The following is a 14,478-nucleotide window of genomic DNA, read 5'->3' as shown; positions in this document are numbered from 1 at the left end:
CACCCGCGCCCGGGCCGCGACAATAGCGTTTCCCGGCCCCGACACAACCTCCTGCGCCCCGGCTGATCGGTTCCCTGGACCGCCGCCGGGGATTCGAACACTCAAAAAAATATCATGTATTTCAATATCTTATGGTGCCGAATTGAATTCGTGCCACACCTGCCCTCAAAGGCGGGTCGCGCCTTAAAGTTTCACTTCAACCGCGATCACTTCGGCTTGGGCTTGCGCCCTTCGGGCGAGCGCGCGTCCCCTTTGAGGGCCTGAAGCGCAGCGAACGGATGATCTTCGGGATCGGCCGCCGCGACACGCGGTTCGAACACCGCGCCCGGCTTGCGCGGATAGGGATCGATGCCGAGAAACAGCGCGTCCGTCGCAAGACGGCCGAGGTCGATGAAGCCATTCACGATCGGCTCCGGCGGGTCTGGCTCCTGCGCGTCATCGCCCTCCTCGACATCCTCCGCAGGCGCGATCCGGGTAGGAATCAATTCCGGCGGCGCGAACACCACATCGATCCCTTCGTCGATGTCGTTCTCGATCGGATCGAGCGTCACCACGCAGACTTGCCCGATCCGCGCGCGGACACGGCCGGTGACATGGAAACGGCCGCCGCTCTTCGGCGTGACGTCGAACGACGCCTGCGCCGACAGCACATCGCGCAGGCCCGCAAGCTCGGCAATGACCCGGCGCGCCTGTGCATCCGCTTCGATCTCGCGGTGCAGGCCGGTGTCGGGGATTTGCGCAACGCCGAGCGGCGCGCGCCAGGGATCGCTATTGGTCTTCGTGCTAGCCATGGCCATTCGCCTCCAGCGACGGCGCCGGAAACGTCCACGATGCAGCTAGCAGCGTCGCATCGTCGAGCCCGGCCAGCATCGTCATCACCGTGTGCGCATAGGCCGCGAGCCGGTGCGCCCCGGGCAAGTTCTCACCGTTGAGGACGTTCCTGCAGAAGGCCTGCGCCAGCGCCTCTTCGCCCTCGGTCAAGGCCATGTCGTAGGCCGCGGTGCGGCCATAGAACGCCTCGCCAAAGGCCTGCATCCGCTTCGGCACGGCAAGGTCGCCGACACCCATCTCGCGCAGATTGGCGTCCATATCGTCGCAGAAGCGGTCGAACAGCGCCTGCGCGATCTCAGGTCCACCCTGCACCGGCCGGATCCGGCGCAACAGCAGCCATAAATGCACCAAGAGCAGGTCAAAACGGCCATTAACCGTGTCGGCCACGCCCAAGTCCCGGTAAAATAAGGGTTCTCGCGCTTGCGTCACGATCATGCCATAGATCGCTTCAATGGTGCCCGGCGGGGCAACACGGGGTTTCCTGAATTGACTGAACGGCCAGAGCATTGTGGGTTCCGCACGTCGGCTCGCGCCTGTTGCGCTTCGACGCCGTGGCCGGTACGCCAACGTCTCGCTGGATGCAAGGGGACGGGATCGATTCCGTCATGACCGATATTCGCAATACAAGCTCACGCGCCCCGGCTCTGCGCGGCGCCTCGACGCGCTGGGGCCGCATCCGCGCCACGGCCGCGATAGCCCTCGTCTGCGCCGTGCTCGGCGCCTGCACCGGCGAGCAATTCCAGAAGGGCTACATCCTGCCTGCAGGCGCGCTGGAGCAGATCCCGATCGGCGCGAGCCAGGACCAGGTGCTGATCGTGATGGGCACGCCGTCGACCGTCGCAACGCTCGACGGCGAGGTGTTCTATTACATCTCGCAGCGCGCAAGTCGCCCGGTCGCCTTCATGAACGACCGCGTTGTCGACCAGCGGGTGATCGCGATCTATTTCGACAAGAACCGGCAGGTCCGCCGCCTCGCCAATTACGGGCTGAAGGACGGCAAGATCTTCGACTTCGTCAGTCGCACCACGACGACGTCAGGCCAGGAGCTGAGCTACCTGACCCCGCTGTTCAAGCTATTGAGCTTCAACTAGTGGAGCGGATTTGACGTTCGCTACGCCTTCACCGCGATTCCTTGATGCGAACGTCAAATCCGAAGCTCCACTAGAACAAATAATTTGCTAGCGGTCCTTTGATTCTAACATTCGCAAAAGTGCCTGCCGCGATGGGATGCGAATGTTAGAATCGGACCACTAGCCACTAGCGCCAAACCCGACTGCGCAAAGCCGCCGCTTGCCGGGCGACGGGCTCCTCCCCTACGCTCCCCCGAAAACCGAGATCAGGGGGAGGACGCTTTGACCAGCCATCCATTGTCTCGCCGCGGCGTGCTTGTGGGCGCGGCCGCTTTGTCGACCGCAGCGATCCTGCCGCGCGCGAGCCTGGCAGACTGGCGGCCCACGGAGACGGTGCGCATCATCGTGCCCGCGGCCGCCGGCGGCAGCACCGACGTGATGGGGCGACTGCTCGCCGCACATCTGCAAGGCGCCTGGGGACAGTCCGCCATCGTCGAGAACCGGTCCGGCGCCGGCGGCACCATCGGCACTGCCGAGGTCGCGCGCAGCAAGGGCGACGGCCATACCATCCTGATCGGCAATCCCGGACCGAATGCCATCGCCTATTCGATCTTCAGAAACCTCACCTACAAGGCGGACCAGTTGCAGGCGGTCTCCAACATGATCCGGATTCCGAACATCGTCTCGGCGCATCCTTCGACCGGCATCAAGTCGATCCCGGAGCTGATTGCCTATCTCAAGGCAAATCCCGACAAGCTCACCTACGGCTCCTCCGGCGTTGGCCAGAGCCCTCACCTCACCGGCGCCTGGTTTTTGCAGCTGACGCGGCTGAAGATGACCCATGTGCCGTTCCGCGGCGCAGGGCCCGCGCTGCAGGCGGGTCTTGCCGGCGACATCCAGATCTTGTTCGACAACCTTTATCCGTCGCTGCCGCAGATCCTCGACGGCAAGCTCAACGGGCTGTGCGTCACCACGACCGAGCGCAGCGCCTCCGCACCCGAGCTGCCGACCATGCGCGAGGGCGCAGCCGAGCTTGCGAAGTTCGACGTCTCCTCCTGGTTCGGCGTATTCCTGCCGAAGACCGCACCGGCGGAGATCGTCGACGCCTTGAACAGGGAGGTGAAGGCGGCGCTGGAACGCGACGACGTCAAGAAGAACATTGCCGCGATGGGCGCGCGCGCCGACTACGGTACGCCACAGCAGTTTTCCGACTTCGTCGATGCCGAGACCAGGAAATTCGCCGCCATCATCGAGAAGGAAGGCCTGCAGATGGAGGTGCGCTGACACGTAGCGTCATTCCGGGATGGTGCGTTAGCACCAGACCACAGGTGCGCAATGCGCATCGGGGAATCTCGAGATTCCGGGTTCGGTCCTGCGGACCGCCGCGGAATGACGAGTTGAAGTATCCACGCCGCCAAACAAAAACCCCGCGGGCATGACCCGCGGGGTTTTCTTTTCGCTTCGTGAAGCTTCAGTGCGCCAGGATCGCCAGCAGCAGCAGCGCCACGATGTTGGTGATCTTGATCATCGGGTTGACGGCCGGACCGGCCGTATCCTTGTAGGGATCGCCGACGGTGTCGCCGGTCACGGCCGACTTGTGGGCTTCCGAGCCCTTGCCGCCGTAATGGCCGTCCTCGATGTACTTCTTGGCGTTGTCCCAGGCGCCGCCGCCCGAGGTCATCGAGATCGCGACGAACAGGCCGGTCACGATGACGCCGAGCAGCATGGCGCCGACCGCGGAGAACGCCGCCGACTTGCCGGCCGCGCCGCCGCCCGCAATGAAGTAGATCAGGAAGTAGACCACGATCGGCGACAGCACCGGCAGCAGCGACGGGATGATCATCTCCTTGATCGCCGCCTTGGTGAGCAGGTCCACCGCCTTGCCGTAATCGGGCTTGTCGGTGCCCTGCATGATGCCGGGCTTCTCGCGGAACTGGCGCCGAACTTCCTCGACGATCGCGCCGGCCGCGCGACCGACCGCCGTCATGCCCATCGCACCGAACAGGTACGGCAACAGACCGCCGAACAGCAGGCCCACCACGACGTAGGGGTTGTTCAGCGAGAAGTCCGGATTGACGCCCTTGAAATAAGCGTGGTTCGCGGAATCCGCGATGAAGAACTTGAGGTCTTGGTTGTAGGCCGCAAACAGCACCAGCGCGCCGAGACCGGCCGAGCCGATCGCGTAGCCCTTGGTGACGGCCTTGGTGGTGTTGCCGACCGCGTCGAGCGCGTCGGTCGACTTGCGCACTTCCTTCGGCAGGCCGGCCATCTCCGCGATACCGCCGGCATTGTCGGTGACCGGGCCGAAGGCGTCGAGCGCCACGATCATGCCGGCGAGCGACAGCATCGTGGTGGTGGCGATCGCGATGCCGAACAGGCCGGCGAGGCTGTAGGTGACCAGGATGCCGGCGATGATGACGATCGCGGGCAGCGCGGTCGCCTCCATCGAGATGGCGAGACCCTGGATCACGTTGGTGCCGTGACCGGTGACGGACGCGGCCGCGATCGACTTGACCGGGCGATAGTCCGTGCCGGTGTAGTATTCGGTGATCCAGATGATCAACCCGGTGACGACGAGGCCGACCACGCCGCATTCGAACAGCGCCATGCCGGTGAAGTCGACGCCGACGAGCTTGTCGAAGCCGATCAGCCAGTAGATCACGCCGGCAACGCCGACCAGCGAGAGGACGCCGGTGGCGATCAGGCCCTTGTACAGCGCACCCATGATCGACTGGCTCGCACCGAGCTTGACGAAGAAGGTGCCGATGATCGAGGTGATGATGCAGATGCCGCCGATCGCGAGCGGCAGCGTCATCATGTTGGCGAGGATCGGCGTCTTGGCGAAGAAGATCGCGGCCAGAACCATGGTGGCGACCGCGGTCACCGCATAGGTCTCGAACAGGTCGGCCGCCATGCCGGCGCAGTCGCCGACATTGTCGCCGACGTTGTCGGCGATGGTGGCCGGGTTGCGCGGATCGTCCTCGGGGATGCCGGCCTCGACCTTGCCGACGAGATCGCCGCCGACGTCCGCACCCTTGGTGAAGATGCCGCCGCCGAGACGGGCGAAGATCGAGATCAGCGAGGCGCCGAAGCCGAGCGCGACCATCGCGTCGACCACGGTGCGGCTGTCAGGCGCCAGGTGCAGCGAATAGGTCAGGAAGCCGAAATAGAGGGTGACGCCGAGCAGCGCGAGGCCCGCAACCAGCAGGCCCGTGATCGCGCCGGCCTTGAAGGCCAGCTCGAGGCCGCCGGCGAGCGAGGTGGTCGCCGCCTGCGCGGTGCGGACGTTGGCGCGCACGGAGACGTTCATACCGATGAAGCCGGCCGCGCCCGACAGGATCGCGCCGATCGCAAAACCCACCGCCACCAGGACGCCGAGGAAGTAGGCGAGCAGCGCGAAGATGACGATGCCGACCATGCCGATCGTAGTGTACTGGCGGCGCAGATAGGCCTGCGCGCCCTCCCGCACCGCAGCCGCGATTTCCTGCATGCGCGGATTGCCGGCATCGGCTTTCAGGACGGAGCTTGTCGCCCAGATGGCGTAGACGATGGAAAGCGCCCCGCAGAGCACGATCACCCATAATGCTGTCATAGAATCTGCCTCAGATAGTGGTGTAGTCCCCACGCCCTCACCGCTGGGTGCGGCAGGCGCATAAAAACAAGGCCTGCCCTGCCCAAAAGGACGGCCGCCAAATCGGGCGGGACCATGCCAAAATCATCCCCGCGGCGCAACGCCACGGAGGCCCAAAAGGCGGGATTTCGGCAGGTATTTGCGCCGGAAAGCGCCCTTTACGGCGATTTTCTAGAAATGGCTGTAGGAGAGCCGCGCAAGCTGCAGTTCCTTGCCCTGCGCGTCGAGGAATCGGGGCGCGGCAGCCCCCGATATCACGGTGCCAATGGCGATCACGGCGATGCCGGCCTGCTTCGCCGCGCGCGCGAAGGCCTCGTGACAATCCTCTGATACCGCGCAGAGAATCTCGTAGTCGTCACCACCGGTGATGAGCCGTTCCATGCCGACCGCCCCGCGCGCGAACAGCGAGGCCGCGGTCGCCGACAGGGGAATGCTCGGCACATCGATCGCGGCGGAGACGCCGGAAGCGGCGCAGAGCTTGGCGAGGTCGCCGGCAAGCCCGTCCGAGACGTCCATGGCGGCGCTGGCGTTATCGCGCAACGCGCGCGCCAGAGCATTGCGCGGCTGCGGGACCCGGTAGCGGCTGACCAGCATCTGCGCACCTGCGGGATCGCCTTTGAGCGCCGTGGCAACCGCCCCGCCGTTGAGGATATCGAGACCGAGCGCGGCGTCGCCAATCGTCCCCGTCACCACCAGCCGGTCGCCGGGCCTTGCCCCGCTGCGCCGAACCATCTTGTCCGGAGCCACACGCGCAAAGGCCGTGATCGAAATCATCAGGGGGCCCGGCGTGGAAACCGTGTCGCCGCCGAGCAGCGGACAGCCGAATGTTGCAGCATCCTCGCCGAGCGCCTCGGCAAACGGCTTGAGCCAGGCATCATCGACACTGCGCAGCGCCAAGGTCAGCACGAAGCCCGCAGGCGTCGCGCCCTTGGCGGCGAGATCGGACAGATTCACCCGCAGCGCCTTGCGCGCGACGGTGTCGGGCGGGTCGTCTGGCAGGAAATGCACGCCTTCGACGATCGCGTCCGTCGTCACCACGAGATCGTCTCCCGCGGATTTCAGGATCGCCGCATCGTCGACCAGGCCGAACGCGCCCGCATCGGTCGCGATCGGCTTGAAATAGCGCGCGATCAGGGAGTCTTCCCCGGATGCGCGCGGGCTAGCCACGACCGAACTCGTCAGGGCGGAACTGGCGACCAATCTGGTCGAGCACCGCATTCACCATGCCGGTCTCTTCCGCTTCCACGAAGGCGTGCGCGACATCGACATATTCGGACACCACGACGCGGCCGGGCACGTCCTTGCGGTGCTCGAGCTCATAGGAGCCGGCCCGCAGCACAGCCCGCAGGATCGCGTCGATCCGCTTCAGCGGCCAGCCGCGCGACAGCGCCTCGTCGATGATGGGGTCGAGCCGCGCCTGGTCGCGCACCACGCCCGAGACGACGTCGCGGAAGAAGGCCGCTTCCGCCGGCAGATATTTCTCGCCCTCGACCTCGTTGCCGAGCCAGTGGCTTTCGAACTCGGCGAAGATGTCGTTGATGCCGGCGCCCGCGATATCCATCTGATAGAGCGCTTGCACGGCGGCGAGCCGTGCCGCACCGCGCCGGTTGGCCTTGCGCTCCGGCGGCTTCTCCACCTTTTTCCTGTTCTCGGCCATGATCAGGCCTTCGCCAGTCGTCGCTTGATGCGCAGCACGGCCAGTGCCGCGCGTGCCGCATCGCCGCCCTTGTTGAGCTCGCTGGCGCGCGCCCTCGCCCAGGCCTGCGCCTCGGTGTTGACGGTGATGATGCCGTTGCCGAGCGGCAGCTTGCGCGCCACCGAGAGATCCATCAGCCCGCGCGAGGATTCCATCGACACGATCTCGAAATGGATGGTGTCGCCACGGATGACGCAGCCGAGCGCCACGGCCGCGTCATAGGGCCTGCCGCTTTTTTCCGCGGCCTCCAGCGCAATCACGATCGCTGCCGGAATTTCGAGCGCGCCGGGCACCGTGATGACGTCATGGGCGACGCCGGCGGCCTTGAGCTCGGCGACCGCGCCCTCCAGCAGCGCATCCTGGATATCGTCATAGAAGCGCGCCTCGACGATCAGCGCCCGCGCGCCGGAAATGTCGGTTTTGTCTTGCAGCGGGGCGCGCCGCGCGTCTGCCATGGTGTGCCTGCTCCTTATGTCGACAATTCACGCTTATGTTGACTGTCAACATGCCGTGTTCGCGTTTGTAGTCGGCGCGCCCGGCGAAGCCAAGGGCGAATGCAAACCTCGTCATCCCGGGATGGTCCGAAGGACCAGACCACAGGTGCGCAATTGCGCACCGGGGAATCTCGAGATTCCAGGTTCGACGCTGACGCATCGCCCCGGAATGACGGCTGCGCCGTCACTTCATTTCGGTCAGCCGCGCGGCATAGCGCGCCATCAGGTCAACCTCAAGGTTGACCTCGCGGCCGACATGCCAGCCGGGAATGATCGTGACCTCAAGCGTGTGCGGGATGATCAGGACGGTGAAGGTGGTGTCATCGACCTCGTTCACCGTCAGCGATACGCCGTCCAGCGTCACCGAGCTCTTCGGGGCGATGAACCGCGCCAGCGCGCGTGGCACACGCAGGCCGACCTTGAACATGCCGGGCAGCTCATCGGCGATGATGACCGTCGCGGTGCCGTCGGCATGGCCGGCGACGATGTGGCCGCCGAGCTCGTCGCCGATCTTCAGCGCCCGCTCGAGGTTGAGCTTCGTTCCGACCTTCCAGTATTTGGCCGTGGTCATGCCGAGCGTTTCGGCCGCCGCATCGACGTCGAACCAGGTGCGGTCGCCCTCGGTGCCGGAGGCAACGACGGTGAGACAGACGCCGTTGCAGGCGATCGAGGCGCCGTCGGCGATGGTCGCGCGGTCGTAGCGGCAGGCGATCCGCAAGCGGTGCAACTGGCCCTGCGCGGTCGGCGAAAGCCCAACCACCTCGCCGATATCGGTGACAATGCCGGTGAACATCAGACGCGCTCGTAAACGTTAAGGGTATCCCTGCTGAGCGTCTCGCTAGCACGAAGTTTCAGGTGAGGCGACTGCGTGATCGCCGATAGCGGCGTTGCATCCAGCGCAGCCACACCGTCGGCACCGACCGTATCCGGCGACCGCAACAGCCAGGCTTCGTCAACGAGATCGGCCGCCACGAAGGCGGAGGCGACGCGGCTGCCGCCCTCAACCAGCAGCCGTGTGATCCCCTTGTCCGAGAGGGCCCGCAGCACCGCGGCAAGGTCCAGCCCCGGTGAAGGTGCGGCCGCGGCCGGAACCCGGATCACATGGGCGCCTGCGGCCTCGAGCCGGGCCGCGGCCGGCGCCACCGCGAGGTCCGACGCGACGAGCCAGAGCGGCGTCTCGCGCGCGGAATGCACGAGCTTCGAGCCGGCGGGGATGCGCAGGCTCCGGTCCAGCACGACCCGCACCGGGGAACGCGCCGCCATGCCCGGCAGGCGACAGGTCAGAAGCGGATCATCCGACAGCACCGTGCCGATCCCGACCAGGATCGCATCGCATTGAGCCCGCAAGAGATGCACGCGCGCCCGCGCCGCCTCACCCGTGATCGCAAGCGGCTTGCCGCCGGCGGCACCGATCTTGTCGTCGGCGGAGACCGCGAGCTTGAGAACGACATGCGGGCGCTTATCGCGGATACGGCGGAAGTGCCCGGCATGATCGCAGGCCGCTTCCTTCGCGCAAAGCCCGACATCGACGGCGATCCCGGCCGCGCGCAGCCGCGCATGGCCCTGGCCGGCGACCTCCGGATTGGGGTCCTCGATCGCCGAGACCACGCGCGCCACGCCGGCTGCGATGATGGCATCGGCGCAAGGCGGCGATCTGCCGAAATGCGAGCACGGCTCGAGGGTGACGTAGAGCGTGGCGCCACATGCTGCCTCCCCTGCGCGCCTCAGCGCTTCGGGTTCGGCATGCGGGCGGCCGCCCGCCTGCGTCCAGCCGCGGCCGACGATGACGCCGTCCTTGACCAGCACCGCGCCGACCGCCGGATTGGGCCAGGTCCGGCCCAGCCCGCGCCGGCCGAGCGTCAGCGCAAGCTGCATGAAACGCCGGTCAGCGTCCTGCGACTCCCGATATTTTTCCCTGACCTGATCTTCCAGGATCCGGAAGATCATTTGCGCAACGCTGCGAGCCGCGCTTCGTCTTCGCCGCTGAGCTCGCCCAGCACGGTCTCGAAATCCTTGGCCTCGCGGAAATTGCGGTACACCGAGGCAAATCGCACATAGGCGACGTCGTCGAGCGTGCGCAGGTGCTCCATCACGATCTCGCCGATGGTCTCGGAGGAGATTTCAGCTTCGCCCGCGCTTTCCAGCTCGCGCACGATGGCCGAGACCATCTTCTCGACCCGCTCCGGTTCGACCGGCCGCTTGCGCAGCGAGATCTGCACCGAGCGCACCAGCTTGTCGCGATCGAACGGCACGCGACGGCCGTTGCGCTTGATGACGGTCAGTTCGCGAAGCTGCACACGCTCGAAGGTGGTGAAGCGGAAGTTGCAGGTGACGCACACCCGCCGCCGACGGATCACGGAGGAATCCTCGGTCGGACGGGAGTCCTTCACCTGAGTATCGAGGCTGTTGCAGCTCGGGCAGCGCATTCACCAATACCTGTTGCAAAACCTACTGATAGATCGGGAAACGGTCGGTCAGCGCCCTCACCCGCTCCTTCATCGCGCTCTCCACCAGCGGTGCGGTGCCGTCCTGCGACTGAGCAATGGCGTTGAGCACTTCCGCGATCATGGAGCCTACCTGCTTGAACTCGGCGACGCCGAAGCCGCGGGTGGTCGCCGCCGGCGTGCCCAGGCGCAGGCCCGAGGTCACGAATGGCTTTTCGGGGTCGAACGGAATGCCGTTCTTGTTACAGGTGATGCCGGCACGCACCAGCGCCTTCTCCGAGACGTTGCCCTTCAGCCCCTTGGGCCGCAGGTCCACCAGCATCAAATGGTTGTCGGTGCCGCCGGAGACGATGTCGAGCCCGTGGGCGCGCAGGCTTTCCGCCAGCGCCCTGGCGTTCTCGACCACGTTCTTCGCGTAGATCTTGAAGTCCGGCCGCAGCGCCTCGCCGAAGGCGACCGCCTTCGCCGCGATCACATGCATCAGCGGCCCGCCCTGCAGTCCCGGGAAGATCGCGGAGTTGAATTTTTTCGTCAACGTCTCGTCGTTCCACAGCATCAACCCGCCGCGCGGGCCGCGCAGCGACTTGTGCGTCGTCGTGGTCGTGACGTGGGCGTAGGGCACGGGCGAGGCATGCGCGCCGCCGGCGACGAGGCCGGCGAAATGCGCCATGTCGACCATGAAATAGGCGCCGACGCTGTCTGCGATTTCGCGGAAACGCTTGAAGTCCCAGGGACGCGAATAGGCGCTGCCGCCGGCGATGATCAGCTTCGGCCTCGCCTCTTCGGCCTGCTTCGCCACCGCGTCCATGTCGATGATCTGGTCCTCGCGGCGCACCGTGTAGTGCGCGGCCTTGAACCATTTGCCGGAAATGTTGACCGGCGAGCCGTGGGTGAGATGGCCGCCGGCGGCCAGATCGAGACCCATGAAGGTGTCGCCGGGCTGCAGCAGCGCCAGGAACACCGCCTGGTTCATCTGGCTGCCGGAGTTGGGTTGCACGTTGGCAAAGCCCGCCCCGAACAGCTTCTTGGCGCGCTCGATGGCGAGCGTCTCGGCGACGTCGACCCATTCGCAGCCGCCATAGTAGCGCGCGCCGGGATAGCCCTCGGCATACTTGTTGGTCATCACCGAGCCCTGCGCTTCCAGGACCGCACGGCTGACGATGTTTTCGGACGCGATCAGCTCGATCTCATGGCGCTGGCGGCCAAGCTCGCCCTTGATCGCGGCAGCGATCTCCGGATCGGCCTCGGCGAGCGTCGCGGTGAAGAACTGATCGGGCGCGGAGGCGGTCTTGGCGGAGGCGGGATTGGCGCTAGAAGACGGAGGATTCATCGGCGAAATATCTCCACCGCCGCAGGCCCTAAGGCGGCGCGCGGTCGGTCTTGGTGACGGTCGAAAGGTGCGCAGGCGGAATACCATATCGGGCTGCCCCGGCCAAGCGATTGCGGTCACAGCCCGATATTTATGCAAGATATGGTGGGGATTGGGGGGATTAAACCCCTCTCCGGGGGTTCCGGCCCGCGCCAAAAAGCAAGGCCCGCTCGCACCGAGCGGGCCTTGCGGATTCGAGCGGACGGACGGCCTCAGGCCGCCCGGATTTCCTCGAGGAAGGCCTGGACGTCGCCGCGCAGGCCGTCGGCCTCATGGGTTAGGGCGCTGGCGGCGGTCAGAACCTGGGAGGCTGCGCCGCCGGTCTCGTTGGCCGCCTCGTTGACGCCCGTGACGTTCTTGGCGACCTCCTGGGTGCCATTGGCGGCACGCTGCACGTTGAGCGCGATTTCGCGGGTTGCCGCCCCCTGTTCCTCGACGGCGGCACCGATGCTGCCGACGATCTCGCTGATCTGGTGGATCGTCGTCGTGATCTCCTGGATCGAGACGACGGAATCCCGCGTGGCGCTCTGGATCGCCTGGATCTGGCCAGTGACCTCCTCGGTCGCCTTGGCGGTCTGGGTGGCGAGATTCTTCACTTCCGAGGCAACGACCGCAAAGCCCTTGCCGGCTTCGCCCGCGCGCGCGGCTTCGATCGTCGCATTGAGCGCCAGCAGGTTGGTCTGGCCGGCAATGTCGTTGATCAGCCGCACCACGTCCCCGATGCGGTCGACCGCTTTCACCAGGCCCTGAACCTGGTTGTCGGTGTTGCCGGCGGTCGCGACCGCGCGCCGGGTGATCTCGCTGGATTGTGCCACCTGCCGGCCGATCTCCTGGATCGACGACGAGAGCTCCTCGCCGGCGGAAGCCACCGTTTGCACATTGGTCGATGCTTCCATGGTCGCCGCCGACACGATCTGTGCGCGCTGCGCGGTCTGCTCGGCGATCGTCGACATCGATTGCGCGGTCGCCTGCATCTCGGTCGCGGCGCCCGCGAGCTGGTTGAGCACGCCGGAGACCTTGCTGTCGAAGGTGCGGATGAGCTGATCGACGCGCTCCTGCCGCCGCTCGCGCTCGGTCTGCGCCTCGGCGCGCTCGGCCTGCATCCGCTCGTTGGCGAGGCCGTTCTCCCTGAAGACCACGACGGCGCGCGCCATGTCGCCGATTTCGTCCTGACGCTCGCGATGCGGCACCTCGGTGGTGTAATCGCCAGCCGCGAGCCGCGAAACCACGCCTTGCATCTCCACGATCGGCTTCACGGTGCGGCGGTCGAACACGAAATACAGGATGGAAATGAAGCTGACGACTGTCAGCGCGAGCATGATGTCGACCAGGGTCATCATCGTTGCGGCGGCGCCGCGCGCGTCGGCGACTTCCGCCTCGGTGCGATGGTTCATCTTCTCCTGGAAGGCGGTGAGCAGAGCGGTGATCTTGGCCTTGCCGGCGTCGTAGTCGTTGCCGTACATGTAGCCGCGGGCGCGGTCGAGATTGCCATCGGCGACCGCCTTCATGGCGCCTTCCTCGAGTTTGATCAGCGTGTCGGAGCTGGCCTTGGCCTGATCGATCAGGGCGAGCTCCTCGGCGGACGCGCCCAGCGCGTTCAGCCGTGCCACCACCCTGTCGCGGCTCTTGGTCTCCTTCACCTCGCGCCAGTAATTGTCGAAGTGCTTCTTCTGGGCGGTGACGGTGTAGCGGCGCGCTTCATCGGTCAGATAGTCGGAGGCGCTGGCGAGATCGAGGCCGAGCTGCTTGAACTCGGCTTGCCGGGTGAGAGCGGTGCGCTCCGCGTCGATATGGATTTGCTCCCGCCAAAGGCAGATGCCGGTGAGAACGGATAGAACCACCGTCGCGCCAAGCGACATTTTCGTGATGGTTGCGATGCGCATTTTCTAGGGCCACTCCTCGGCATCTCGGCTGAACACGATTGCAAACCGCACTCCTGTGCGGGCGATGCACCGTATGTGGCGTGGCCCTAACGGGGTGTTAAACATCGGGGCGGATTGGGGGCACGCGCGCTCTGACTTTTTGTCGCGCCCCGGAGCGCGCCCGACAAACGAAAATGCGACTTCGAGCCGCCGCGATTCGCTCATCGACGAAGCACAGCAGGCGCACCCGCCAGATGCGGACCGCGCTGCGCTGATCTATCGAAAGTTGTCGGGCGAGTAGCGCCGCAAGCTGCAAGCCACCGGCCATCGCGCACCGCTGCGCGCTCGCAAGGCTTTGTCGCGATCAAAGATAGTGCCGCGAAACGCCAAGGGCATCAGCGACAGCGGGCCCCGCGCTACAGTCCCGTATAGCCGGCCTTCACCGGATCGTTGCTGCCGTCGAGTTCGCGCAGGTAGGTCAGTCCGCACACGGTGAGCCGGTGCGTGTCCTTCTCGCCGGCATCGAACAGCGTCTTCACATAGTCGGTGACTTTCGCGCGCGCCTCTGCGCTCGCCGCGGCTGACCGGTTCATCAGGAGATCATAGGTCTGCATGATGCGGTCGATGGCAGCTTCCATGGGGGCCTCTCGATTGGGATTAGACAAAGGCAAACGCTTCGAACTCGCTGATCGCCTTGTTGGCGAGTCTGATCCTGTTGCGCTCGCCGCGCTGAAACAGCTCGACGATGATCGCGAGCAGCCGCTCGTTGGGGACAAGGTTGTCGGGGATGGCACCGGAACGGCGCAGATAGTTCGAGGCAATGGCGTAGGCATCGCCCACCACCTCGACGCTTATCACCTGCAATCCGCGCTCGACCAGCATGGTCCTCGCTCCAGCATCCATCCGGTTAAAAGCCCGAAAGTGGAAACTGGTTCCATTGCAGCAGGTGGTATTTTTGGCACACCCCGCAAGCGCAGCCCGAAAACGGCACGGCGCACCGGCCGAAAACGGCCGATGCGCCGAAGGGAAGTCGACATTTCTCGCGAATGGCTGCCGGTCTTCTTGGAATGTGGCCGGCTTG

Annotated in this window: 15 protein-coding genes; 2 read left to right on the top strand and 13 right to left on the bottom strand. The window is 65.7% G+C overall.

Annotated elements, in window-relative coordinates:
• Positions 1 to 206: 206 nt before the first annotated feature.
• Together QOU61_RS16995 and QOU61_RS16990 are read right to left on the bottom strand one after the other, a co-directional pair.
• On the bottom strand, positions 207 to 797 hold the full coding sequence (locus QOU61_RS16995) for a YceD family protein (RefSeq protein WP_289660712.1): 591 nt from the start codon (positions 795 to 797) through the stop codon (positions 207 to 209).
• Positions 784 to 1,338, bottom strand: a complete 555-nt coding sequence (locus QOU61_RS16990; RefSeq protein WP_289660709.1) for a ubiquinol-cytochrome C chaperone family protein — start codon at positions 1,336 to 1,338, stop codon at positions 784 to 786. Before QOU61_RS16990 ends, QOU61_RS16995 begins: the two co-directional genes overlap by 14 nt.
• A 98-nt stretch (positions 1,339 to 1,436) precedes the next feature.
• On the opposite strand from QOU61_RS16990, the gene QOU61_RS16985 reads away from it, so the two are divergent.
• Together QOU61_RS16985 and QOU61_RS16980 are read left to right on the top strand one after the other, a co-directional pair.
• The gene (locus QOU61_RS16985) at positions 1,437 to 1,922 is read left to right on the top strand and encodes an outer membrane protein assembly factor BamE (protein ID WP_289660706.1); all 486 of its coding nucleotides are present in this window, start codon (positions 1,437 to 1,439) and stop codon (positions 1,920 to 1,922) included.
• A 261-nt stretch (positions 1,923 to 2,183) separates the two neighbouring features.
• Entirely contained in the window at positions 2,184 to 3,185 is a 1,002-nt protein-coding gene (locus QOU61_RS16980) for a Bug family tripartite tricarboxylate transporter substrate binding protein (RefSeq protein WP_289660703.1), read from the top strand.
• A 187-nt stretch (positions 3,186 to 3,372) separates the two neighbouring features.
• On the opposite strand, the gene QOU61_RS16975 is transcribed toward QOU61_RS16980, so the two are convergent.
• The 11 genes from QOU61_RS16975 to QOU61_RS16925 form a co-directional block, all read right to left on the bottom strand.
• On the bottom strand, positions 3,373 to 5,493 hold the full coding sequence (locus tag QOU61_RS16975; protein ID WP_289660700.1) for a sodium-translocating pyrophosphatase: 2,121 nt from the start codon (positions 5,491 to 5,493) through the stop codon (positions 3,373 to 3,375).
• 210 nt (positions 5,494 to 5,703) lie between these two features.
• On the bottom strand, positions 5,704 to 6,699 hold the full coding sequence (thiL, locus tag QOU61_RS16970; RefSeq protein WP_289660697.1) for a thiamine-phosphate kinase: 996 nt from the start codon (positions 6,697 to 6,699) through the stop codon (positions 5,704 to 5,706).
• Positions 6,692 to 7,189 (bottom strand): transcription antitermination factor NusB, encoded by a 498-nt coding sequence (gene nusB, locus QOU61_RS16965; RefSeq protein ID WP_289660672.1) that lies wholly within the window; start codon positions 7,187 to 7,189, stop codon positions 6,692 to 6,694. The genes thiL and nusB overlap by 8 nt, the downstream gene beginning before the upstream one ends.
• A gap of 2 nt (positions 7,190 to 7,191) precedes the next feature.
• Entirely contained in the window at positions 7,192 to 7,683 is a 492-nt protein-coding gene (gene ribH / locus QOU61_RS16960; protein ID WP_289660669.1) for a 6,7-dimethyl-8-ribityllumazine synthase, read from the bottom strand.
• 223 nt (positions 7,684 to 7,906) lie between these two features.
• Positions 7,907 to 8,515, bottom strand: a complete 609-nt coding sequence (locus tag QOU61_RS16955; protein ID WP_289660666.1) for a riboflavin synthase — start codon at positions 8,513 to 8,515, stop codon at positions 7,907 to 7,909.
• Positions 8,515 to 9,669 carry a bifunctional diaminohydroxyphosphoribosylaminopyrimidine deaminase/5-amino-6-(5-phosphoribosylamino)uracil reductase RibD gene (gene ribD, locus QOU61_RS16950; protein WP_289660663.1) on the bottom strand — a complete coding sequence of 385 codons (1,155 nt, stop codon included), beginning with the start codon at positions 9,667 to 9,669 and terminating at the stop codon, positions 8,515 to 8,517. Before ribD ends, QOU61_RS16955 begins: the two co-directional genes overlap by 1 nt.
• Complete coding sequence (gene nrdR / locus QOU61_RS16945; protein ID WP_289660660.1) at positions 9,666 to 10,148, bottom strand: transcriptional regulator NrdR; 483 nt, start codon at positions 10,146 to 10,148, stop codon at positions 9,666 to 9,668. Before nrdR ends, ribD begins: the two co-directional genes overlap by 4 nt.
• A 22-nt stretch (positions 10,149 to 10,170) precedes the next feature.
• Positions 10,171 to 11,496 carry a serine hydroxymethyltransferase gene (gene glyA / locus QOU61_RS16940; RefSeq protein ID WP_289660657.1) on the bottom strand — a complete coding sequence of 442 codons (1,326 nt, stop codon included), beginning with the start codon at positions 11,494 to 11,496 and terminating at the stop codon, positions 10,171 to 10,173.
• Positions 11,497 to 11,747: 251 nt separating this feature from the next.
• Positions 11,748 to 13,418: a methyl-accepting chemotaxis protein gene (locus QOU61_RS16935; RefSeq protein WP_289660654.1), complete on the bottom strand. Its 1,671-nt coding sequence runs from the start codon at positions 13,416 to 13,418 to the stop codon at positions 11,748 to 11,750.
• A gap of 395 nt (positions 13,419 to 13,813) precedes the next feature.
• Positions 13,814 to 14,035 carry a hypothetical protein gene (locus QOU61_RS16930; protein WP_289660651.1) on the bottom strand — a complete coding sequence of 74 codons (222 nt, stop codon included), beginning with the start codon at positions 14,033 to 14,035 and terminating at the stop codon, positions 13,814 to 13,816.
• 19 nt (positions 14,036 to 14,054) lie between these two features.
• Complete coding sequence (locus QOU61_RS16925; RefSeq protein WP_289660648.1) at positions 14,055 to 14,279, bottom strand: hypothetical protein; 225 nt, start codon at positions 14,277 to 14,279, stop codon at positions 14,055 to 14,057.
• Positions 14,280 to 14,478 lie beyond the last annotated feature (199 nt).

The sequence above is a fragment of the Bradyrhizobium sp. NP1 genome (assembly GCF_030378205.1).
GTDB lineage: Bacteria > Pseudomonadota > Alphaproteobacteria > Rhizobiales > Xanthobacteraceae > Bradyrhizobium.
The sequence above is the reverse complement of the archived record's forward strand: the minus strand, read 5'-3'. Positions and strand labels throughout refer to the sequence as shown.

Bases quoted from the DNA above. Each gene is read 5' to 3' on its own strand.
- QOU61_RS16995 (WP_289660712.1), bottom strand. From the start codon at position 797: ATGGCCATGGCTAGCACGAAGACCAATAGCGATCCCTGGCGCGCGCCG.
- QOU61_RS16990 (WP_289660709.1), bottom strand. From the start codon at position 1,338: ATGCTCTGGCCGTTCAGTCAATTCAGGAAACCCCGTGTTGCCCCGCCG.
- QOU61_RS16985 (WP_289660706.1), top strand. From the start codon at position 1,437: ATGACCGATATTCGCAATACAAGCTCACGCGCCCCGGCTCTGCGCGGC.
- QOU61_RS16975 (WP_289660700.1), bottom strand. From the start codon at position 5,493: ATGACAGCATTATGGGTGATCGTGCTCTGCGGGGCGCTTTCCATCGTC.
- nusB (WP_289660672.1), bottom strand. From the start codon at position 7,189: ATGGCCGAGAACAGGAAAAAGGTGGAGAAGCCGCCGGAGCGCAAGGCC.
- ribH (WP_289660669.1), bottom strand. From the start codon at position 7,683: ATGGCAGACGCGCGGCGCGCCCCGCTGCAAGACAAAACCGACATTTCC.
- QOU61_RS16955 (WP_289660666.1), bottom strand. From the start codon at position 8,515: ATGTTCACCGGCATTGTCACCGATATCGGCGAGGTGGTTGGGCTTTCG.
- ribD (WP_289660663.1), bottom strand. From the start codon at position 9,669: ATGATCTTCCGGATCCTGGAAGATCAGGTCAGGGAAAAATATCGGGAG.
- nrdR (WP_289660660.1), bottom strand. From the start codon at position 10,148: ATGCGCTGCCCGAGCTGCAACAGCCTCGATACTCAGGTGAAGGACTCC.
- glyA (WP_289660657.1), bottom strand. From the start codon at position 11,496: ATGAATCCTCCGTCTTCTAGCGCCAATCCCGCCTCCGCCAAGACCGCC.
- QOU61_RS16935 (WP_289660654.1), bottom strand. From the start codon at position 13,418: ATGCGCATCGCAACCATCACGAAAATGTCGCTTGGCGCGACGGTGGTT.
- QOU61_RS16930 (WP_289660651.1), bottom strand. From the start codon at position 14,035: ATGGAAGCTGCCATCGACCGCATCATGCAGACCTATGATCTCCTGATG.
- QOU61_RS16925 (WP_289660648.1), bottom strand. From the start codon at position 14,279: ATGCTGGTCGAGCGCGGATTGCAGGTGATAAGCGTCGAGGTGGTGGGC.